This window comes from Bacillus sp. SW14 (assembly GCF_047608225.1).
In the GTDB taxonomy this organism is placed as follows: Bacteria; Bacillota; Bacilli; order Bacillales; family Bacillaceae; genus Bacillus; species Bacillus subtilis_G.
The window spans coordinates 3,389,615-3,411,495 of the sequence record NZ_JBLKRW010000001.1 but is presented as its reverse complement, the minus strand read 5'-3'; the positions used below and the strand labels follow the sequence as shown (position 1 = coordinate 3,411,495).

16 protein-coding genes, 9 tRNA genes and 3 rRNA genes are annotated in these 21,881 nt (G+C 45.5%); 23 read left to right on the top strand and 5 right to left on the bottom strand.

Annotation, left to right across the window (positions count from 1 at the left end; translation table 11 throughout):
- Window positions 1–225: 225 nt before the first annotated feature.
- Together ACMX2I_RS17410 and ACMX2I_RS17405 are read left to right on the top strand one after the other, a co-directional pair.
- On the top strand, window positions 226–1,215 hold the full coding sequence (locus ACMX2I_RS17410; RefSeq protein WP_414957663.1) for a glycosyltransferase family 2 protein: 990 nt from the start codon (window positions 226–228) through the stop codon (window positions 1,213–1,215).
- 62 nt (window positions 1,216–1,277) lie between these two features.
- Window positions 1,278–3,863 carry a YfhO family protein gene (locus ACMX2I_RS17405; RefSeq protein ID WP_414957662.1) on the top strand — a complete coding sequence of 862 codons (2,586 nt, stop codon included), beginning with the start codon at window positions 1,278–1,280 and terminating at the stop codon, window positions 3,861–3,863.
- Here the strand turns inward: ACMX2I_RS17405 and ACMX2I_RS17400 are convergent.
- A complete protein-coding gene (locus ACMX2I_RS17400; protein ID WP_414957660.1) occupies window positions 3,856–4,839 on the bottom strand; it encodes a metal-dependent hydrolase in 984 nt (327 codons plus the stop codon). The genes ACMX2I_RS17405 and ACMX2I_RS17400 overlap by 8 nt on opposite strands.
- Window positions 4,840–5,054: 215 nt before the next feature.
- Between ACMX2I_RS17400 and mutY the strand changes: the two genes are divergently transcribed.
- Window positions 5,055–6,164 carry an A/G-specific adenine glycosylase gene (gene mutY / locus ACMX2I_RS17395; RefSeq protein WP_414957659.1) on the top strand — a complete coding sequence of 370 codons (1,110 nt, stop codon included), beginning with the start codon at window positions 5,055–5,057 and terminating at the stop codon, window positions 6,162–6,164.
- A 6-nt stretch (window positions 6,165–6,170) separates the two neighbouring features.
- Here the strand turns inward: mutY and ACMX2I_RS17390 are convergent, their stop codons facing one another.
- Window positions 6,171–6,395, bottom strand: a complete 225-nt coding sequence (locus ACMX2I_RS17390; protein WP_087992624.1) for a hypothetical protein — start codon at window positions 6,393–6,395, stop codon at window positions 6,171–6,173.
- 81 nt (window positions 6,396–6,476) lie between these two features.
- Here ACMX2I_RS17390 and fabL point away from each other — a divergent pair, with 81 nt between their 5' ends.
- The 5 genes from fabL (at window position 6,477) to ACMX2I_RS17365 (ending at window position 10,487) form a co-directional block, all read left to right on the top strand.
- Window positions 6,477–7,229 (top strand): enoyl-[acyl-carrier-protein] reductase FabL, encoded by a 753-nt coding sequence (gene fabL / locus ACMX2I_RS17385; RefSeq protein ID WP_087992625.1) that lies wholly within the window; start codon window positions 6,477–6,479, stop codon window positions 7,227–7,229.
- 67 nt (window positions 7,230–7,296) lie between these two features.
- Window positions 7,297–7,551 carry a gamma-type small acid-soluble spore protein gene (locus ACMX2I_RS17380; protein ID WP_148963673.1) on the top strand — a complete coding sequence of 85 codons (255 nt, stop codon included), beginning with the start codon at window positions 7,297–7,299 and terminating at the stop codon, window positions 7,549–7,551.
- A gap of 172 nt (window positions 7,552–7,723) precedes the next feature.
- A complete protein-coding gene (locus tag ACMX2I_RS17375; protein ID WP_087992627.1) occupies window positions 7,724–7,984 on the top strand; it encodes a YgaB family protein in 261 nt (86 codons plus the stop codon).
- 144 nt (window positions 7,985–8,128) lie between these two features.
- Window positions 8,129–8,659 carry a DUF402 domain-containing protein gene (locus ACMX2I_RS17370; RefSeq protein ID WP_289346740.1) on the top strand — a complete coding sequence of 177 codons (531 nt, stop codon included), beginning with the start codon at window positions 8,129–8,131 and terminating at the stop codon, window positions 8,657–8,659.
- Window positions 8,660–8,744: 85 nt separating this feature from the next.
- Window positions 8,745–10,487: an ABC transporter ATP-binding protein gene (locus tag ACMX2I_RS17365; RefSeq protein WP_414957655.1), complete on the top strand. Its 1,743-nt coding sequence runs from the start codon at window positions 8,745–8,747 to the stop codon at window positions 10,485–10,487.
- Between the two features lie 74 nt (window positions 10,488–10,561).
- On the opposite strand, the gene ACMX2I_RS17360 is transcribed toward ACMX2I_RS17365, so the two are convergent.
- Together ACMX2I_RS17360 and ACMX2I_RS17355 are read right to left on the bottom strand one after the other, a co-directional pair.
- Window positions 10,562–11,623 carry an aromatic acid exporter family protein gene (locus ACMX2I_RS17360; protein ID WP_414957654.1) on the bottom strand — a complete coding sequence of 354 codons (1,062 nt, stop codon included), beginning with the start codon at window positions 11,621–11,623 and terminating at the stop codon, window positions 10,562–10,564.
- Window positions 11,624–11,841: 218 nt separating this feature from the next.
- Window positions 11,842–13,131, bottom strand: a complete 1,290-nt coding sequence (locus tag ACMX2I_RS17355) for a glutamate-1-semialdehyde 2,1-aminomutase (protein ID WP_414957652.1) — start codon at window positions 13,129–13,131, stop codon at window positions 11,842–11,844.
- A 152-nt stretch (window positions 13,132–13,283) separates the two neighbouring features.
- Here ACMX2I_RS17355 and bcp point away from each other — a divergent pair, with 152 nt between their 5' ends.
- Window positions 13,284–13,757 carry a thioredoxin-dependent thiol peroxidase gene (bcp, locus tag ACMX2I_RS17350; protein ID WP_414957651.1) on the top strand — a complete coding sequence of 158 codons (474 nt, stop codon included), beginning with the start codon at window positions 13,284–13,286 and terminating at the stop codon, window positions 13,755–13,757.
- Between the two features lie 114 nt (window positions 13,758–13,871).
- Window positions 13,872–14,309: a peroxide-responsive transcriptional repressor PerR gene (gene perR / locus ACMX2I_RS17345; protein WP_003223285.1), complete on the top strand. Its 438-nt coding sequence runs from the start codon at window positions 13,872–13,874 to the stop codon at window positions 14,307–14,309.
- A 34-nt stretch (window positions 14,310–14,343) separates the two neighbouring features.
- On the opposite strand, the gene ACMX2I_RS17340 is transcribed toward perR, so the two are convergent.
- Complete coding sequence (locus ACMX2I_RS17340; RefSeq protein ID WP_414957645.1) at window positions 14,344–14,697, bottom strand: YgzB family protein; 354 nt, start codon at window positions 14,695–14,697, stop codon at window positions 14,344–14,346.
- A gap of 207 nt (window positions 14,698–14,904) precedes the next feature.
- On the opposite strand from ACMX2I_RS17340, the gene ACMX2I_RS17335 reads away from it, so the two are divergent.
- From ACMX2I_RS17335 to ACMX2I_RS17275, 13 genes are all read left to right on the top strand, one after another.
- A complete protein-coding gene (locus ACMX2I_RS17335) occupies window positions 14,905–15,789 on the top strand; it encodes a nucleotidyltransferase-like protein (RefSeq protein WP_414957643.1) in 885 nt (294 codons plus the stop codon).
- Between the two features lie 285 nt (window positions 15,790–16,074).
- A 16S ribosomal RNA gene (locus tag ACMX2I_RS17330) occupies window positions 16,075–17,624 on the top strand.
- Between the two features lie 233 nt (window positions 17,625–17,857).
- Window positions 17,858–20,785, top strand: a 23S ribosomal RNA gene (locus ACMX2I_RS17325).
- A gap of 110 nt (window positions 20,786–20,895) precedes the next feature.
- Window positions 20,896–21,011: ribosomal RNA gene (rrf, locus tag ACMX2I_RS17320) — 5S ribosomal RNA — on the top strand.
- Together the 16S, 23S and 5S rRNA genes with 9 tRNA genes alongside form the textbook arrangement of a ribosomal RNA operon.
- 8 nt (window positions 21,012–21,019) lie before the next feature.
- Window positions 21,020–21,094 (top strand) — tRNA-Asn (locus ACMX2I_RS17315).
- A gap of 5 nt (window positions 21,095–21,099) precedes the next feature.
- Window positions 21,100–21,191, top strand: a tRNA-Ser gene (locus ACMX2I_RS17310).
- A 34-nt stretch (window positions 21,192–21,225) separates the two neighbouring features.
- Window positions 21,226–21,297: transfer RNA gene (locus ACMX2I_RS17305), tRNA-Glu, on the top strand.
- A 9-nt stretch (window positions 21,298–21,306) separates the two neighbouring features.
- Window positions 21,307–21,382 (top strand) — tRNA-Val (locus ACMX2I_RS17300).
- Window positions 21,383–21,389: 7 nt separating this feature from the next.
- Window positions 21,390–21,466, top strand: a tRNA-Met gene (locus ACMX2I_RS17295).
- A gap of 61 nt (window positions 21,467–21,527) precedes the next feature.
- Window positions 21,528–21,604 (top strand) — tRNA-Asp (locus ACMX2I_RS17290).
- 12 nt (window positions 21,605–21,616) lie between these two features.
- A tRNA-Phe gene (locus ACMX2I_RS17285) sits at window positions 21,617–21,692 on the top strand.
- Window positions 21,693–21,697: 5 nt separating this feature from the next.
- A tRNA-Thr gene (locus tag ACMX2I_RS17280) sits at window positions 21,698–21,770 on the top strand.
- Window positions 21,771–21,791: 21 nt separating this feature from the next.
- Window positions 21,792–21,876: transfer RNA gene (locus tag ACMX2I_RS17275), tRNA-Tyr, on the top strand.
- Window positions 21,877–21,881: the final 5 nt, after the last annotated feature.

The window sequence follows — 21,881 nt, the reverse complement described above, 5'->3', positions numbered from 1 at the left end:
AGAATGCCTCCCAATCGTCTGTCGTAATGGCAGACTTTTTCTGTGCGTTTTTTTCATAGTCTGTTTTAAACATGACAAAATAACATTAAAAATCATGAATGTCACCATAAAATGTAACAAAAAACAGGTTTAAACGACTTTTAAAAAAGGAATAGCCTTACTGAAGATTTGTGTAAAACTCCCCTAAGGCAGTGATTAAAAAGAATATAAAAAGAAGGTGCCTTAATGAAACAAGGTTTAATCTCGATTATTATCCCGTCTTACAATGAAGGGTATAATGTCAAACTCATTCATGAATCCTTGAAAAAGGAATTCAAGAGCATTCATTATGACTATGAAATTTTCTTCATAAACGACGGAAGTGTTGATGACACGCTTCAGCAGATCAAAGATTTAGCAGCCATATCCAGCCGTGTTAAATACATATCTTTTTCACGGAACTTTGGAAAAGAAGCTGCGATTCTGGCGGGCTTTGAGCATGTTCAAGGCGAAGCGGTAATTGTCATGGACGCAGACCTGCAGCATCCGACCTATTTGTTGAAGGAGTTTATCAAAGGCTACGAAGAAGGCTATGATCAAGTCATTGCCCAAAGGAACAGAAAAGGCGACAGCCCTGTCCGCTCATTCCTGTCATCTCTGTATTACAAGTTCATCAATAAAGCGGTGGAGGTTGATTTGCGTGACGGTGTCGGAGACTTTCGGCTGTTAAGCCGCCAAGCTGTGGACGCTCTTTTGAAGCTGAGCGAGGGCAACCGCTTTTCAAAAGGTCTGTTTTGCTGGATCGGCTTCGATCAGAAAATCGTGTTTTATGAAAATGTTGAAAGAAAAAACGGCACATCAAAATGGTCGTTCAGCAGTCTGTTTAACTACGGAATGGACGGCATCGTTTCATTTAATCATAAGCCGTTGAGAATATGCTTTTATACCGGCATTTTCATCTTACTGCTTTCCATCATTTATATCATTGCCACATTTTTTAAAATTTTGACGAACGGCATTTCTGTGCCCGGATATTTCACGATTATCTCAGCAGTGTTATTTCTCGGCGGAGTACAGCTGTTAAGCCTCGGAATCATAGGCGAATATATCGGGCGGATCTATTATGAAACAAAAAAACGCCCGCATTATTTGATTAAAGAAGCGAATATCCCGAACAAAGACATGCCTGAAACGAACGAACTGAAAAGCATGCGGCGCCTGACAAAAATGCACTGAAATCACCGAGCGGTGCTTTTTTTGCCTGTTTACCATCTCAAAAGCAAGACTGGAGAATTCATATGAAAAGAAAATATGTCATGATCTATGCGGCCAGTCTGCTGGTTTCCGTTCTGGCACACGCTTTTTTTGTGAAAGAATGGACGGAAGGCAGATATATGACAGGTCCTGGTGACGGGCTTGCGCAAATGATCGTATTTAAAAAAATATTATTTGAACAATATACACATGGGAATTTTTTTTATAATTATTCATTCGGACTCGGCGGCGGCACGTTCAGTCAGCTTGGCTATTATTTTTCTGCTTCCTTTCTTTTTCTTGCGTCGTCCGCCGTCGTTTGGCTGCTTCAAGCCGTCCAGCTGATCGGAGAAGCGGATACGCTTTTTTGGGCGGAATCAGCTGTTTTTATCAGTATTTTTAAACTGAGCCTGATCATCTTTACGGCCGCTTCTGTTTTTCACTATCTTCTCAAACACAGAGCGGCGTCGTTTACGGGGGCCGTATTATATGGTACCTCAATCATTTATTTCCGACACGAAGCGTATTGGGAATTTTTTACCGATACAATGATCTGGCTTCCGCTGTTAGTGCTCGGAGCGGAAAAAGTCATTAGGGAACGGCGTCCGGCATGGTTTATCATTGCGTCTTCGCTGACGTTAATCAACAATTTTTACTTTGCATACATAAACTTGATATTCATCGGAATTTACGTGCTGTTCAGATGGCTCATCCGGCTGGAAAAGCATGAAGAGAAAAGGTGGATTCAATGCAGAATGTTTGTCGTTTCAGGCCTGATTTCTTTTGGTATTAGTGCGGCGGCGTTTATGCCGGTGGTATACGGGTATTTAAACAACCTGCGCCCTCCGTACAGCCAGAACATAGAGTGGCTTAATTTCGATGATAATATCTTATTTTCGAGCCGGATCATCATTTTGCCGGCTGCCTTTCTGCTGTTTTTATTTATTGTTTCTTTTTACAAAAACCGCGTGTTTCGTCTTTTTGCCGGATTGAGCCTGCTGTTTATTCTGTTTCATTTCAGCCCGTATGCGGCAAGCGCATTTAACGGCTTTTCCGCCCCGCAAAACCGGTTTGAATATGTTCTGGCCTTTACCATCGCGGGAGCCGCTGCGGCGGGCCTGACACAGCTGTCGGAACTGAAATGGAAAGAACTGCTCCCGGCTGCGTCCGTTGTCCTGCTTTTGTACTTATATCATATCCAAAGGGATAAGATTGATATATGGAAGCCTGCGAATGAATGGATTCTATTACTATTATTCCTGACAATCGCTGCCTTGTTTACTTCAGCCATTGCGAAAAAACAGGCAACGGTAGCTGTGTACGGTGTGGTCATTCTTTCCTCGCTGCTCGTCGCCAACACCTATCAAAAATACGCACTCTCAGAAGGCGGCGGTCTGGACAGAGTGACAAGAGCATATCTCACGGGTGAGGAGTACAGAGGGGAAGAATCTTCTGAGCTCATCAAGCGTTTACAGAAGGAAGACGATGATCCGCTCATGAGAATCGACTGGATGAATGGGGTCCGTAATAACACGCCAATCATTTACGGGTTTAATGGCTTCAGCGCCTATTCCAGCATTTTAAACAAAGATCTGCTGACCTTTTATTGGAATGATTTGAGCATCGATATGGGGAGGGAAAGCGTCAGCCGTTATGCGTCATTGGGAGACAGGGCGAATTTATACAGCCTGCTTTACGGAAAATATTACATGACGGAAAAAACAAACGAAGCCAATGTCCCGTACGGCTTCAAAAAGCACTTGGAATCAGAGCATTATGCGGTTTATGAAAATCAATACATGCTTCCTTTTGTCAAAACAGCCGATGCCATATACAGCGAAACCGAGCTGGACAAATTGCCCGCTCTTGCGAAAGAACAGGCGATGCTGCAAGGAATTGTAGTAGCAGATCCAGCGGAGAAAACGGAGCAGGCACCAAAACTGGCCAATCTAATTCACAAGTCGGACATCACCGCAAAGCATGCCCAGTATCAAAACGGACTGCTCACTGTGTCTGGAGAAAACGGAGGAGAACTGATCATAACCCCGCAAGAGGCGCCATCCTCTCCGGGAGACTACTATGTCAGCTTTTATTTAAAAAGCAAAGCAAAAGACAAAGGATTTACGTTAAGAGTCAATGATTATGCCACAACAAGGAAATCGAACCAATCGATTTATAAAACCGGAGTAAATGAGATCACGGTCAGAGTGCCTAAATCTGGGCATATCTCGATCAAGCTTCCGAAAGGATTATATGAACTGAGAAACATAGCGCTCTATGAAGAAAATTATCAAATACTGAAAAGCGCTGTTCGGAAAAATAAAACAGAAGAAGCAGACAATCTGAAATGGGATAAAAACAAACTGATGTTTGCCTATCATTTGTCAAAAGACAAGTACATCATGCTTCCCATCCCTTATGAAAAAGGCTGGGAGCTGAAGATTAACGGGAAACCACAGACGATCGAAAAAGCGGACTATGCTTTCATAGGCTTTAAGGCGCAAAAGGGAGACAATCACATTGAGCTGGCCTACTATCCGCCATACTTTAAACGATCGGCGCTCATATCTCTCGTCAGTCTGCTGCTTGCTGTTTTATATATAAGACGAAAAAAGCCCGGCTCTAAATAGAGCCGAGCTTTAATTTTTTCTGGAGCTTTTCTTCGCTGAATATCCATCCCGTATAGGATGAGCGAATCTTGAGATCATGGCCGATATGCACGATGGCCACAAACGGATAATGGCCTTTGCTTCGGTAACGCAGGTCAATAAATCTCACCTCATAATGATCTTTAAACGTATCCACTTCCCATCGGTAAACAGGAGAAAATGACAGAAACGCCGCAATGTTATCATCCTGCTTTGCCGCATGCATCACTTCGGTTTCAGGAACAGGCACCCGATTAAACGTATCCAGAATCACGACATGCCCTTCCATGCTTCTTCCCACATAGAAAGCATGGGCTGTCGTAACTGCGATCCGCCATTGCCTGAATTTCATCGTCGGAGAAATAATGATGCTTTCGATTTCATCATGAATCATCCCATGAAGCTTCCGTTTAATTCTCAGCTGCATGATCAGGCGCACCATATAATAACCTGCCAATATGATATATAAGCTGAGAAACGTGATGCCGGGACTGCCGCCCGCGTACCATATCGCAATAGCCGCCAGATGGCTGATAAAAATAAACGGATCAAATGTATTAATCAGCCCGAGCGCAACCCACTTTTTCGAAAACGGACGTATGGCTTGTGTTCCGTATGCGTTAAAAATATCAACAAAAACATGCAGAACGACTGCCAGCAGCGTCCACAGCCACAGATGCAGAAAATCGCCCTGCGGATAAAATAAATACAGAATGACCGGGATGATCACAGACCAAAACAAAACAGCGGGAATTGAATGGGTAAATCCTCTGTGATTTCTTATATAAACAGCATTATTTTTAAGCTTTAACACAGTATCAATATCCGGAGCCTGAGAGCCCGCAAGCGTTGCGATCATAACAGCGTGAGCCATTGCCGGATCTGATCCGACAACAGGGTCAAGCGTCGCAATACCGCCAAGTGCGATGCCCATGACGACATGTGTGCCCGTATCCATAGGTGACCTCCTTGCAGGATTGTCCTGCACATTGACTTTATAAGATATTCCCCATTTTCATATACCCAATTTTTCAACCGATTTAATCGTTCTCATATGTTTCCGCTTTTTCTTTACTTCTATTTAATGTAACATATTATCGTACTGTGCCCTTAGTGTACAACAAAAAACAGTCTAAAGAAAAGCGGGGCGCGAAAGACTGGGGAGAAACACATATGAACGTACTTGAAGACAAATTAAAACAAAAAGACATACAGCAATTTCGCGATGATTTAATCTCATGGTTCGAACGAGAGCAGCGCATTCTGCCGTGGAGAGAGGACCAAGATCCATATAAAGTGTGGGTATCTGAAGTGATGCTGCAGCAAACAAGAGTAGATACAGTGATTCCTTATTTTCTGCGGTTTGTGGAACAATTCCCGACAGTGGAAGCTCTCGCTGATGCTGATGAAGAAAAAGTGCTGAAAGCATGGGAGGGGCTCGGCTATTATTCGCGAGTCCGAAATCTGCAAAGCGCGGTAAAAGAAGTCAAACAGGAATACGGGGGCATTGTTCCTCCAGACGAGAAAGATTTTGGCGGCTTAAAAGGCGTCGGCCCTTATACAAAGGGAGCTGTGCTCAGCATCGCCTACAATAAACCCGTCCCTGCGGTTGACGGAAATGTGATGCGTGTCATGTCCAGAATTCTTTCCATTTGGGATGACATAGCCAAACCAAAAACAAGGACGATCTTTGAAGATGCAGTTCGTGCATTTATTTCAAAAGAAAAACCATCTGAATTTAATCAAGGCCTAATGGAGCTGGGAGCCTTGATCTGTACGCCGAAATCACCTTCATGCCTGCTATGCCCGGTTCAGCAGCATTGCTCAGCATTTGAAGAAGGCACTGAACGGGAGCTTCCGGTAAAAAGCAAAAAGAAAAAGCCAGGGGTCAAATCAATGGCCGCGATCGTTCTGACTGATGAAGACGGACAAGTGTATATACACAAACGCCCGTCAAAAGGTTTGCTCGCCAACCTGTGGGAATTCCCTAATCTTGAAACACAAAAAGGAATCAAAACCGAGCGTGAACAGCTCACTGCATTTTTAGAAAACGAATGTGGGGTACAAGCTGACATCAGTGATCTGCAAGGTGTAGTCGAGCACGTTTTCACCCACCTGGTATGGAATATTTCTGTGTTTTTCGGTAAAGTAAAACAAGTGTCGGATACCGCAGAGCTGAAAAAAGTAACGAAAGAAGAGCTCGAACAATTTGCGTTCCCGGTGTCACATCAAAAAATCTGGAAGATGGCAGTGGAAGCAGCCGAATACACGGCTGCTCCGTAAACGTTCTTAATCGTAAGTGACGCGCGTGCCGTGGGTGTAGTCCGCTTCATTTCGTTTCATCCCGCCGCGCGCTTCAATTTCTTGCGCTAATTCCCGGTATTTTGATTGGCCTTCTTCGTTTAAATAAGGCATAATTTGCTGAAAGGCATGATGAAAATAGGCGAGTTCACTGTTCTTCCAATCTTTTTGGGAAACCATGTTTAATTCGCTCATATCACGTCCGACATACATAACAGAAGACCCCCTTTACGTTCTTGCCATTATTGTTTGTGGAAATAAGAGAACTATACGCTACAAGGAGATGAGGAAAAAATGGAACAAAATAAATGCGCACTCGTAACAGGAAGCAGCCGAGGTGTCGGAAAAGCGGCAGCGATCAGGCTCGCTGAGAACGGTTATAACATCGTCATTAACTATGCACGCAGCAAAAAAGCCGCTTTGGAAACAGCGGAAGAAATCGAAAAGCTTGGTGTCAAAGTGCTTGTCGTAAAAGCAAACGTAGGACAGCAGGCAAAAATCAAAGAAATGTTTCAGCAAATTGAAGAAACGTTCGGCAGACTTGATGTTTTTGTTAATAATGCCGCTTCAGGCGTCCTGCGACCTGTCATGGAATTAGAAGAAACACACTGGGATTGGACGATGAACATTAATGCGAAGGCATTGCTTTTCTGCGCTCAGGAAGCGGCCAAGCTAATGGAAAAGAACGGGGGCGGGCATATCGTCAGCATCAGTTCACTAGGTTCTATCCGCTACCTGGAAAACTACACCACAGTTGGGGTATCTAAAGCGGCATTAGAAGCGTTAACCCGTTATCTCGCGGTTGAGCTTTCTCCAAAACAAATTATCGTCAATGCCGTATCGGGCGGAGCGATTGACACAGACGCGCTCAAACACTTCCCCAATAGAGAAGACCTGCTCGAGGATGCACGTCAAAACACGCCGGCAGGACGCATGGTTGAGATTAAAGACATGGTTGATACTGTCGAATTTTTAGTGTCATCTAAGGCTGACATGATTCGCGGACAGACCATTATCATCGATGGCGGACGCTCGCTGCTCGTTTAAAAATTTTAAAAAAGAGGAATAGCCATGCCGTCACCTGCACATTCTAATGACCGTGGAGGTGATAACAATGGCAAACCAAAATTTCAGCAAAACAAACGCACAACAAGTCAAAAAACAAAACCAACAATCAGCTGCTGGTCAAGGCCAATTCGGCACTGAATTTGCTAGCGAAACAAACGCTCAGCAAGTCAGAAAACAAAACCAGCAATCAGCTGCTGGCCAACAAGGTCAATTCGGCACTGAATTCGCTAGCGAAACAAACGTACAGCAGGTAAGACAACAAAACCAATCTGCTGAACAAAACAAACAACAAAACAGCTAATCACTGAAACAGAAAAAAGCACTTCATCTTCGGGTGAAAGTGCTTTTTTCTGTTTGTAAAACGACAAAACTTGTGCAAGGTCTACAGAATGAGTCAAAGGGTTTGCTTTCATAAGATCGAAATAATGAAAGGAGGAAACGTTTAGACTTTCGCCAAGCTGAAGGAGGAACCGATGACGGAATTTGAAAAGCTCGTAAGTGAACAGATGAAAACGATGGACAAGCTTCTCGAGCTCCAATCAGAGCTCGACCGTTGCAAACAAATTGAAGCAGAACTCCGGCATTTGGAAAGGGATGCAAGGCTGCGCGGTATTCAGAATGAAATTGCGGTAAAACGGAAACACCTTGCCGATATAAAGGATATGTTTCAAAAACAGACAGAGCAGGTGATTCGTTCATATCGCAGCTCAGAAAAGCCGTCTTCCTTTGTGTAGAGCAGGAATGTGCCATTCCCCGGCCGGAATGGCTCTTTTATTTTCATTTTTCAATTTGTAACGTTATAATAGGTAAAAGACGTTGTCGGCAAGCAAAATTTGGACATACTAACTGTAGGGCTTTATAGAAAGTAGGGGAGAAATATGGGCTATCCCAAGGAAGGAGAAACCATTCAAATTCACAGCTATAAGCATAACGGGCTGATTCATAGAATTTGGAATGAGACGACAATCTTAAAAAGTACAGAAATGTGTGTCATTGGAGCCAATGACCGGACGATGGTTACCGAATCAGACGGCCGGACATGGATAACCAGAGAGCCCGCAATCTGTTATTTTCACGCAAGACAATGGTTTAATGTCATCGGGATGCTGAGGGAAGACGGAGTTCATTACTATTGTAATATCAGTTCTCCATTTGCCTACGATGGCGAAGCAATTAAATATATTGATTATGACTTAGATGTTAAGGTTTTTCCTGACATGACCTACAATATTCTCGATGAAGACGAATATGATGATCATCGGAAAGCCATGAATTATCCAAAAGAAATCGACAGTATTTTAAGAGAATACCTAAACACGTTGCTCCATTGGATTCACCAGCGTCAGGGACCGTTTGCTCCCGAGTTTGTCGATATGTGGTATGAACGGTATTTGCGCTATACAAAATAAAGTTACGTAAAAACCTGTTGCGGGGTACAACAGGTTTTTCACATGGGCTCACACACATCGTGGTAAAGAGAGAGGGGGAATCAACGTGGGGGTTATGAAACGCTACATGCAGTTCGTCAAGCCTTATAAGAAGCAAATTTTCGTTACAGTGTTAATCGGAATCGTAAAATTCTCCATTCCGCTTGCTCTCCCATTGCTTTTGAAGTACGTAGTTGACGATATTATTCAAGGAGGCGGCACAGCAAGTGACAAAACAACGTCATTGTTGACCATTATGGCGATTATGTTCGCCTTATTTTTAATTTTGCGTCCGCCAGTTGAATACTATAGGCAATATTTTGCCCAGTGGACAGCCAGCAAGGTGCTCTACGATATAAGAGCCAAGCTGTTTGACCATATACAGAAACTGAGCCTTCGTTTTTATGCGAATACAAGAACAGGGGAAGTCATTTCCCGGGTGATCAATGATGTGGAACAAACAAAGGATTTTGTCATCACAGGTCTGATGAATATATGGCTTGATATGCTGACGATTTTGATTGTGATCTCCATCATGCTGACCCTGGATATTAAATTAACGCTGATCTCTATCGTATTATTCCCATTATACGGCATATCAGTGAAGTATTTTTACGGCCGTTTAAGAAAGCTGACAAGGGAGCGCTCCCAGGCGCTAGCTCAAGTGCAGGGGCATTTGCACGAGCGCATTCAAGGCATGCCGGTCATCAGAAGCTTTGCGATAGAAGATCATGAACAAGCTAATTTTAATGAGAAAAACAGCCATTTCTTAAATAAAGCCATCAGCCACACGAATTGGAATGCCAAAACCTTTGCGGTCGTTAATACCATTACAGATTTGGCACCGCTCATCGTAATTGCGTGCGCCGGCTATTTTGTCATTAATGGGCCGCTGACAGTCGGCACAATGGTCGCGTTTGTCGGATATATTGACAGAATGTACAACCCTGTCAGAAGGCTGATTAATTCCTCTACTACATTGACACAGTCAATCGCATCAATGGACAGGGTGTTTGAATTTATTGACGAGCCTTATGAACTCACTGACAAGCCAAATGCCATTAAGGCCGGCCGGATTCGCGGAGAAGTGGAATTTCAAAACGTTTCGTTTCAATATGAAAAGGAAAAAGAAAACATTCTACATGACGTCTCTTTAAAAGTACATAGAGGGGAAACTGTAGCTCTCGTTGGCATGAGCGGAGGAGGCAAATCAACACTCGTCAGCCTAATCCCGAGATTTTATGACGTGACAAGCGGCAGGCTGCTGATTGACGGGACAGATATTCGCGATTATGAAGCGAGAAGCCTTCGCAACCAGGTTGGTATGGTGCTTCAGGATACCTTTTTATTCAGCGAAACGATTCGGGAAAACATCGCAATCGGCCAACCTGATGCCACGCTGGAAGAGATTATCGAAGCCGCTAAAGCTGCCAATGCCCATGAATTTATTATGAGTTTTCCAGAAGGGTATGAGACCCGGGTGGGAGAAAGAGGCGTTAAGCTGTCAGGCGGACAAAAGCAGCGCATCTCAATCGCGCGTGTTTTTCTGAAAAATCCGCCGCTCCTCATTTTAGATGAAGCGACATCAGCTCTTGATCTGGAAAGTGAGCATTACATTCAAGAAGCGATGGACAAACTGGCAAAGGACAGAACAACCTTTGTTGTCGCCCACCGCTTATCGACTATCACACATGCGGATAAGATTGTGGTTATGGAAAACGGCACAATCACCGAAACAGGAACCCATCATGAACTCATGGACTATGACAGTCAGTACAAGCACTTATTTACCATTCAAAATTTGAGCTGAACATCAATCTTATATCCTTTCAACGAAGGGTATAAGATTTTTTTGTATATTAAAAACCCGGCTGTTCAACCGGGTTACTCTTCTGTCTCTATTTCGCAGTCTTTCGGATGATACGTTTGAAAACTTGTGATCAGAGTTTCTAAATGTTCAAGCTGATCACGATATTCTACGGCGCTTGCCATAATACTGAGCATATTGTAATCGATTAGCTCATCATCTGTGTTCTGCTGATTTTTTAAAAATGACTTTGTTAAAAGCTGTTTATAATGAATGCCTTCTTCATCTGCGTCATCATGCGGCTTGATTTTTCCGACAAACCGCATCAAAATCCGTTCATGCCAGTAAAGCAGGTAATCAAGTTCTTCAGTCAGTGTTTCTTGAAACTCTTCCGGCATATGATAGATGTCGTTTTCCAGACGATGCAGCTTCTTCAATGTATCAAGCGCTCTGTTTCCAGTAATAATTGCCTGTCTGAACAGGACAAGCTTTCTTGATTTCACATAAGTCGTTTTCTTAAAGTAACTTCTTTCTTCTTTATATAGAAGATAAGTCTGATCAAGCTTGATCATTTTTTCTTTCAGCTTTTCAATATCCTCTTTCAAAATCGAATGCTCTGTTGACTGCCTCATGCTCAGCCTGATCCATTTCATAATTTCCTCTGTGTTTTCAACTGTATTATGAATCAGCTTTGTTTCGTATTTAGGAGGCAAAAACACAAGGTTGACGATAAAAGAAGACAGCACCCCCAAGATGACTGTGCTTGTTCTGATCAGCGCGAACATTAAAAAGTCGTCACCGGCGGATTCTAAAATCGCGATAACTGTTACAAGTGCAATTGAAATGGTATGTTCAATTTTAAGCTTCAGCATGATTGTAATGACAATAACTGCTGTCAACCCGATCATAATCGGGCTGGGTCCAAAAATAAGGCCGAACACTGTAGCGATCACAGCTCCGATAATATTGGCCTGAACCTGATCAATAATAATAAGAAAAGAGCGGTAAATCGACGGCTGAATCGCAAATATCGCTGCAATCCCAGCGAAAATCGGCGTGGGAAGCCCGATCCACGAAGCCAGATAAAGGGCAAGTGTAATCGCAATCCCGGTTTTAAAAATGCGGGCACCAAGTTTCATTGGTTTGTGCGTGCATTCCTTTCTATAATAAATTATGTGACAAAGCAAATGGGCTATCCTTAAAATTCCCGGTCAGTTTATTTGCTAAACAATTAAGTAATATACAGGGATCAATACAAATATTCAAGCTATTTTTCAAGAAAAAGACCAAAATCTTACACGCTGTGGGAATGAATGAAAAAACAGGAGCTTTATGCTCCTGTCCAAGGGGTGTGATCCTAGTGTTTAAGATGTTTAAAAGCATCCTCGACAGCTGCAAGCGTGTCTTTAATATCCTGCTCTGTGTGTGCTGTTGTAATAAACCAGGCTTCATATTTAGATGGTGCTAAATTAATTCCGCGTTCCAGCATCAGCTTGAAAAACGTAGCGAATGTTTCCCCGTCACTGCGTTCAGCCTGCTCGTAATTTTCGATTTTCTCCTCAGAGAAATAAACCGTGAGTGCACCCTTTAACCGGTTGACAGTCATCGTGATGCCATGTGTTTCTGCGTGCTGTAAAATGCCTTCCTCCAGCATAGCGCCAAGATGATCAAGCTTTTCATACACGCCTTCCTCTTTGAGCACTTCCAAACAAGCGATGCCTGATAGGATGGAAGCGGGATTACCGGCCATTGTTCCAGCCTGATAAGCCGGTCCGAGCGGAGCTACCTGCTCCATAATTTCTTTTTTACCCCCATAGGCGCCAATTGGAAGTCCGCCGCCGATAATTTTTCCGAGTGCGGTTAAATCCGGTTTCACCTGTAAGAGATCCTGCGCGCCGCCATACATAAAGCGGAAAGCCGTGATGACTTCATCGTAAATAACGAGAGCGCCCGCATCGTGTGTCAATTCATTTACTTTTTCCAAGAAGCCCTCTTTCGGCTCAACAATTCCAAAGTTGCCGACAATCGGCTCAACGAGAACCGCCGCGATTTCACTGCCCCATTTATCAAGGGCTGCTTTATAGCTTGCGATATCATTAAATGGAACTGTGATTACTTCGTTTGCGATGCTTTTCGGTACGCCGGCTGAGTCTGGCGTGCCGAGAGTAGACGGGCCAGAGCCGGCTGCGACAAGAACAAGATCCGAATGCCCGTGATAACAGCCTGCAAATTTAATGATTTTTGTCCGGCCTGTATATGCGCGAGCCACGCGGATGGTTGTCATCACAGCCTCTGTTCCTGAATTGACAAATCTTACTTTGTCCATAGCGGGAATGGCTTCTTTGAGCATTTTTGCAAATGTAACCTCATGTTTTGTCGGTGTTCCATATAATACACCGTTCTCTGCCGCTTTTTTAATCGCTTCTGTAATATGCGGGTGGGCATGCCCTGTGATGATCGGACCGTACGCCGCTAAATAATCGATGTACTTATTGCCGTCAACATCCCAAAAATAAGCGCCGTTTGCTTTCTCCATTGCGACGGGAGAACCGCCGCCGACCGCTTTATATGATCTAGACGGGCTGTTTACTCCGCCGACAATGTGCGTTAATGCCTCGTTGTGAAGTTCAATTGATTTTGTATGCAAAAATAAAAACCTCCTATATCTCCATGCGTCCTTTCTATTGTAGCATGCTTCCCAATAAGAACAACGGATTCGGGCTTAAGATGGAGAGGACGATGGTTGTAATCTGGACAAGAATTGGATACGCTTAATAAAAAACATTCGGAGGTAAAGCAATGACTATAGAAATCGGACAAAAAGCGCCTGATCTTGAGTTAAAGGGCGATCATGGGGAAACAGTAATATTATCGGATTATAAAGGGAAGTATATCGTGCTTTACTTTTATCCAAAAGACATGACACCGGGATGCACAACTGAAGCATGTGATTTTCGGGACAGCCATGAAAGCTTCGCTGAACTTGATGCTGTTATTATCGGCGTCAGCCCGGACAGCCAGGAAAAACACGGAAAATTTAAAGAGAAGCATAACCTTCCATTTCTGCTTCTTGTTGATGACGAACATAAGCTGGCGGAAGCATTTGATGTTTGGAAGCTGAAGAAAAACTTTGGAAAAGAATATATGGGAATTGAGCGCTCTACTTTTTTGATTGATAAGGAAGGCCGGCTCGTTAAAGAATGGAGAAAGGTAAAAGTAAAAGACCATGTAGCCGAAGCGCTTCAGACACTCAAGGATATGTCGGAAAAGTAAACTGATTTGGTTACTTTCACTCTGATATCAATTGACAAATTATCGTAAAAAGAGTTACACTAATTATAAACATTACAATGTAAGAATTTTTTTTAGAAGAGAGGTGCATGACGGATGGCTGCACATGAACTAAAAGAAGCCTTAGAAACGTTGAAGGAAACCGGAGTTCGCATTACTCCTCAACGTCATGCGATTCTGGAATATCTCGTTAACTCTATGGCTCATCCAACAGCGGACGATATATATAAAGCTCTGGAAGGGAAGTTTCCTAACATGAGCGTAGCGACGGTATATAACAATTTGCGTGTGTTCCGGGAATCCGGTTTGGTAAAAGAGCTCACATACGGTGATGCTTCCAGCAGATTCGATTTTGTCACATCCGATCACTATCACGCGATCTGTGAAAACTGCGGCAAAATTGTGGACTTCCACTACCCGGGCCTTGACGAAGTGGAGCAGCTTGCTGCACATGTCACGGGCTTTAAAGTAAGTCACCACCGTTTAGAAATTTACGGCGTCTGCCAAGAGTGTTCAAAAAAAGAAAACCATTAAGAGTAAGCTGACCGTACGAAACGGTCAGCTTATTTTATTTGGACATTTTCTTTTTATTATAAGCCTCATCAAATTCTTTTCCTTCTAAGCCCCTATCTAAAGTCAGCGGCTCTCTGCAATGCATGCACATATCTACTCTTCCCAAAACCTTTGTCTCTTTTTCACAGCCCGGACATATGACGCGGACCGCTTTGGTCGAAAGCATACCGACCCAAAAGTAAACAACCGTGCTGAGCCCGATGGATAAAAGCCCTAGTATCATAAACAAACTAGAAAGCAAAACGGACTCCTTGAAAAAGATCCCGATGTACATAATGACAAACCCAACGAAAACCAAACTTAACGCAAATGTTCTAATTTTATTAATTTTGCTGGAGTATTTCGCCATGTCCATCCCCCTCTGACTTTAACTATAGCACAAACCCAATGGGATTTTCTTCATGTTTTCGGTTGAACTGGAATTTACATATGGAGACTTACTGTGAAATTGTTTATAATAGTTCAATGTGTTTAGAATAAAGGAATTTCGTTTTAACCATAGAATTGAATCAAATAGAAAATAAAAAAATTGAACATTTGCATTGGAGGAATAGTGATGGATAATCTTCTCCGTCCAATTTACCAAGAAAGAGCAAGTCATCCCAACACATTGGCTGTCATTATGATCGAGAGAAGAAACAAAACATCTTCCTTAACAGATAACTTTGATGCCGCTTTGCTTGTGATTGTAAAGGAGGCTGACGAGCCTGTTTTTATAAAGCATTATGAATTTGATCAAAAAACAGCTTCTTTGCATGTGGTAACAGATTCTCATATTCAAGAATGGATTTTGCTCGGGACAAATAGAAGAATCATAGATTGGATTGTAAATGGAAAAGTCATGTTTGACCGCAATGAATACATTGCCGAGCTGATTGACAGGCTGAATACATTTCCGTTTGCCGAACGCAAACTGAAGATCGGACTTGAATACGGCAAATTAATCAGAAGATATGTTGAAGGAAAAGCTTTTTTTGAAGCCAATCAATTTTTAGATGCCTACAACGCGGTTGTTCATGCGCTGCATCATTTAGCGCGTATAGAAGTAATCGACAGAGGATTCCATCCGGAAACCACGGTATGGAGCCAAGTGCGCCAGATGGAGCCTCAAGTATACAAATTATATTCCGAGCTGATTGAAAGTCACGAGAGCTTGGAAAAAAGACTTGAATTATTATTCTTAGCAAATGATTTCCTCATCCATTCTAAATCTGAAATCGGTTCGGCACATCTTTTCGAGGTGATGAAAGAAAGAGACATTTGGCAATTCGGTGAGCTTCTTCAGCATCCTGACTTAAAGCACTTTACCCAAGACCTTGGCGTTATACTTGATTACCTGACTGACAAGGGACTTATTAACGTCTGCCAGATAGAAACGAAAGGACAGGCTGTCTATCACCGGGGATATTCTTTTAAAAAAGGTGTTGACTCTGATTCTTGACCATGGTATATTATTAAACGTCGCTGATGCGCTTCTGAAAAAATAAGCTCACAGCGGCGGAGAAATAAAATAAAAAACATTTGACAAAAGAAAGTCGAAATGTTATATTAATAAAGTCGCTTCAACAAGAAGTGAGAATGATCTTTGAAAACTAAACAAGACAAAACGTACCTGTTAATTATTTTTTATAAATCGTACAGCAATGTGCGTAGTCAGGGGCCTGCACGATGCAGGTCATGCAGATGTTGTCACAGGATGTGACGAACTTAATCTGCACTCCATTACTTCATGGAGAGTTTGATCCTGGCTCAGGACGAACGCTGGCGGCGTGCCTAATACATGCAAGTCGAGCGGACAGATGGGAGCTTGCTCCCTGATGTTAGCGGCGGACGGGTGAGTAACACGTGGGTAACCTGCCTGTAAGACTGGGATAACTCCGGGAAACCGGGGCTAATACCGGATGCTTGTTTGAACCGCATGGTTCAAACATAAAAGGTGGCTTCGGCTACCACTTACAGATGGACCCGCGGCGCATTAGCTAGTTGGTGAGGTAACGGCTCACCAAGGCAACGATGCGTAGCCGACCTGAGAGGGTGATCGGCCACACTGGGACTGAGACACGGCCCAGACTCCTACGGGAGGCAGCAGTAGGGAATCTTCCGCAATGGACGAAAGTCTGACGGAGCAACGCCGCGTGAGTGATGAAGGTTTTCGGATCGTAAAGCTCTGTTGTTAGGGAAGAACAAGTACCGTTCGAATAGGGCGGTACCTTGACGGTACCTAACCAGAAAGCCACGGCTAACTACGTGCCAGCAGCCGCGGTAATACGTAGGTGGCAAGCGTTGTCCGGAATTATTGGGCGTAAAGGGCTCGCAGGCGGTTTCTTAAGTCTGATGTGAAAGCCCCCGGCTCAACCGGGGAGGGTCATTGGAAACTGGGGAACTTGAGTGCAGAAGAGGAGAGTGGAATTCCACGTGTAGCGGTGAAATGCGTAGAGATGTGGAGGAACACCAGTGGCGAAGGCGACTCTCTGGTCTGTAACTGACGCTGAGGAGCGAAAGCGTGGGGAGCGAACAGGATTAGATACCCTGGTAGTCCACGCCGTAAACGATGAGTGCTAAGTGTTAGGGGGTTTCCGCCCCTTAGTGCTGCAGCTAACGCATTAAGCACTCCGCCTGGGGAGTACGGTCGCAAGACTGAAACTCAAAGGAATTGACGGGGGCCCGCACAAGCGGTGGAGCATGTGGTTTAATTCGAAGCAACGCGAAGAACCTTACCAGGTCTTGACATCCTCTGACAATCCTAGAGATAGGACGTCCCCTTCGGGGGCAGAGTGACAGGTGGTGCATGGTTGTCGTCAGCTCGTGTCGTGAGATGTTGGGTTAAGTCCCGCAACGAGCGCAACCCTTGATCTTAGTTGCCAGCATTCAGTTGGGCACTCTAAGGTGACTGCCGGTGACAAACCGGAGGAAGGTGGGGATGACGTCAAATCATCATGCCCCTTATGACCTGGGCTACACACGTGCTACAATGGACAGAACAAAGGGCAGCGAAACCGCGAGGTTAAGCCAATCCCACAAATCTGTTCTCAGTTCGGATCGCAGTCTGCAACTCGACTGCGTGAAGCTGGAATCGCTAGTAATCGCGGATCAGCATGCCGCGGTGAATACGTTCCCGGGCCTTGTACACACCGCCCGTCACACCACGAGAGTTTGTAACACCCGAAGTCGGTGAGGTAACCTTTTAGGAGCCAGCCGCCGAAGGTGGGACAGATGATTGGGGTGAAGTCGTAACAAGGTAGCCGTATCGGAAGGTGCGGCTGGATCACCTCCTTTCTAAGGATATATTACGGAATATAAGACCTTGGGTCTTATAAACAGAACGTTCCCTGTCTTGTTTAGTTTTGAAGGATCATTCCTTCAAAAACATAGGAACACCTGCTAAATGCGCCACATCTGTGGGAACGCATGTGTTAGCATGTCCTATACGTTGTTCTTTGAAAACTAGATAACAGTAGACATCACATTCAATTAGTAATACAAGATATCACATAGTGATTCTTTTTAACGGTTAAGTTAGAAAGGGCGCACGGTGGATGCCTTGGCACTAGGAGCCGATGAAGGACGGGACGAACACCGATATGCTTCGGGGAGCTGTAAGCAAGCTTTGATCCGGAGATTTCCGAATGGGGAAACCCACCACTCGTAATGGAGTGGTATCCATATCTGAATTCATAGGATATGAGAAGGCAGACCCGGGGAACTGAAACATCTAAGTACCCGGAGGAAGAGAAAGCAAATGCGATTCCCTGAGTAGCGGCGAGCGAAACGGGATTAGCCCAAACCAAGAGGCTTGCCTCTTGGGGTTGTAGGACACTCTGTACGGAGTTACAAAAGAACGAGGTAGATGAAGAGGTCTGGAAAGGCCCGCCATAGAAGGTAACAGCCCTGTAGTCAAAACTTCGTTCTCTCCTGAGTGGATCCTGAGTACGGCGGAACACGTGAAATTCCGTCGGAATCCGGGAGGACCATCTCCCAAGGCTAAATACTCCCTAGTGACCGATAGTGAACCAGTACCGTGAGGGAAAGGTGAAAAGCACCCCGGAAGGGGAGTGAAACAGATCCTGAAACCGTGTGCCTACAAGTAGTCAGAGCCCGTTAACGGGTGATGGCGTGCCTTTTGTAGAATGAACCGGCGAGTTACGATCCCGTGCAAGGTTAAGCAGAAGATGCGGAGCCGCAGCGAAAGCGAGTCTGAATAGGGCGCATGAGTACGTGGTCGTAGACCCGAAACCAGGTGATCTACCCATGTCCAGGGTGAAGTTCAGGTAACACTGAATGGAGGCCCGAACCCACGCACGTTGAAAAGTGCGGGGATGAGGTGTGGGTAGGGGTGAAATGCCAATCGAACCTGGAGATAGCTGGTTCTCTCCGAAATAGCTTTAGGGCTAGCCTCAAGGTAAGAGTCTTGGAGGTAGAGCACTGATTGGACTAGGGGCCCCTACCGGGTTACCGAATTCAGTCAAACTCCGAATGCCAATGACTTATCCTTGGGAGTCAGACTGCGAGTGATAAGATCCGTAGTCGAAAGGGAAACAGCCCAGACCGCCAGCTAAGGTCCCAAAGTATACGTTAAGTGGAAAAGGATGTGGAGTTGCTTAGACAACCAGGATGTTGGCTTAGAAGCAGCCACCATTTAAAGAGTGCGTAATAGCTCACTGGTCGAGTGACTCTGCGCCGAAAATGTACCGGGGCTAAACGTATCACCGAAGCTGCGGACTGTTCTTCGAACAGTGGTAGGAGAGCGTTCTAAGGGCTGTGAAGCCAGACCGGAAGGACTGGTGGAGCGCTTAGAAGTGAGAATGCCGGTATGAGTAGCGAAAGAGGGGTGAGAATCCCCTCCACCGAATGCCTAAGGTTTCCTGAGGAAGGCTCGTCCGCTCAGGGTTAGTCGGGACCTAAGCCGAGGCCGAAAGGCGTAGGCGATGGACAACAGGTTGATATTCCTGTACCACCTCCTCACCATTTGAGTAATGGGGGGACGCAGGAGGATAGGGTAAGCGCGGTATTGGATATCCGCGTCCAAGCAGTTAGGCTGGGAAATAGGCAAATCCGTTTCCCATAAGGCTGAGCTGTGATGGCGAGCGAAATATAGTAGCGAAGTTCCTGATTCCACACTGCCAAGAAAAGCCTCTAGCGAGGTGAGAGGTGCCCGTACCGCAAACCGACACAGGTAGGCGAGGAGAGAATCCTAAGGTGATCGAGAGAACTCTCGTTAAGGAACTCGGCAAAATGACCCCGTAACTTCGGGAGAAGGGGTGCTCTGTTAGGGTGCAAGCCCGAGAGAGCCGCAGTGAATAGGCCCAGGCGACTGTTTAGCAAAAACACAGGTCTCTGCGAAGCCGTAAGGCGAAGTATAGGGGCTGACGCCTGCCCGGTGCTGGAAGGTTAAGAGGAGCGCTTAGCGTAAGCGAAGGTGCGAATTGAAGCCCCAGTAAACGGCGGCCGTAACTATAACGGTCCTAAGGTAGCGAAATTCCTTGTCGGGTAAGTTCCGACCCGCACGAAAGGCGCAACGATCTGGGCACTGTCTCAACGAGAGACTCGGTGAAATTATAGTACCTGTGAAGATGCAGGTTACCCGCGACAGGACGGAAAGACCCCGTGGAGCTTTACTGCAGCCTGATATTGAATGTTGGTACAGCTTGTACAGGATAGGTAGGAGCCTTGGAAACCGGAGCGCTAGCTTCGGTGGAGGCATCGGTGGGATACTACCCTGGCTGTATTGACCTTCTAACCCGCCGCCCTTATCGGGCGGGGAGACAGTGTCAGGTGGGCAGTTTGACTGGGGCGGTCGCCTCCTAAAAGGTAACGGAGGCGCCCAAAGGTTCCCTCAGAATGGTTGGAAATCATTCGCAGAGTGTAAAGGCACAAGGGAGCTTGACTGCGAGACCTACAAGTCGAGCAGGGACGAAAGTCGGGCTTAGTGATCCGGTGGTTCCGCATGGAAGGGCCATCGCTCAACGGATAAAAGCTACCCCGGGGATAACAGGCTTATCTCCCCCAAGAGTCCACATCGACGGGGAGGTTTGGCACCTCGATGTCGGCTCATCGCATCCTGGGGCTGTAGTCGGTCCCAAGGGTTGGGCTGTTCGCCCATTAAAGCGGTACGCGAGCTGGGTTCAGAACGTCGTGAGACAGTTCGGTCCCTATCCGTCGCGGGCGCAGGAAATTTGAGAGGAGCTGTCCTTAGTACGAGAGGACCGGGATGGACGCACCGCTGGTGTACCAGTTGTTCTGCCAAGGGCATCGCTGGGTAGCTATGTGCGGACGGGATAAGTGCTGAAAGCATCTAAGCATGAAGCCCCCCTCAAGATGAGATTTCCCATTCCGCAAGGAAGTAAGATCCCTGAAAGATGATCAGGTTGATAGGTCTGAGGTGGAAGTGTGGCGACACATGGAGCTGACAGATACTAATCGATCGAGGACTTAACCACACTTTGAATGTGTCACATCTGTTATCTAGTTTTGAGAGAACAAGTTTTTTCAAAAAAACACTTGATTTTCTTAAGAATACATAGTATAATGTTAAATGTCACTGAAATTGTCTGGTGATGATGGCGAAGAGGTCACACCCGTTCCCATGCCGAACACGGAAGTTAAGCTCTTCAGCGCCGATGGTAGTCGGGGGGTTCCCCCTGTGAGAGTAGGACATCGCCAGGCAGATTTATTCCGCAGTAGCTCAGTGGTAGAGCTATCGGCTGTTAACCGATCGGTCGTAGGTTCGAATCCTACCTGCGGAGCCATCATTGGAGAGCTGTCCGAGTGGTCGAAGGAGCACGATTGGAAATCGTGTAGGCGGTCAACTCCGTCTCAAGGGTTCGAATCCCTTGCTCTCCGCCACTGATACTTATACATAATTATAATTAAAAGTCTGGGCCCGTTGGTCAAGCGGTTAAGACACCGCCCTTTCACGGCGGTAACACGGGTTCGAATCCCGTACGGGTCATTATATGATGGAGGATTAGCTCAGCTGGGAGAGCATCTGCCTTACAAGCAGAGGGTCGGCGGTTCGAGCCCGTCATCCTCCACCATTATCATCGCGGGGTGGAGCAGTTCGGTAGCTCGTCGGGCTCATAACCCGAAGGTCGCAGGTTCAAATCCTGCCCCCGCAACCAAATTATATGAATGAAATAAGGAGTGCCCGAAGGGTGCAACCAAAATAATTCATTTCAATATGGTCCGGTAGTTCAGTTGGTTAGAATGCCTGCCTGTCACGCAGGAGGTCGCGGGTTCGAGTCCCGTCCGGACCGCCATTTGAATAATAAGGCTCGGTAGCTCAGTTGGTAGAGCAACGGACTGAAAATCCGTGTGTCGGCGGTTCGATTCCGTCCCGAGCCGCCACTTATGCCGGTGTAGCTCAATTGGTAGAGCAACTGACTTGTAATCAGTAGGTTGGGGGTTCAAGTCCTCTTGCCGGCACTGTTTTTCAAAACTTAATGTGGAGGGGTAGCGAAGTGGCTAAACGCGGCGGACTGTAAATCCGCTCCCTCAGGGTTCGGCAGTTCGAATCTGCCCCCCTCCACCATTTTT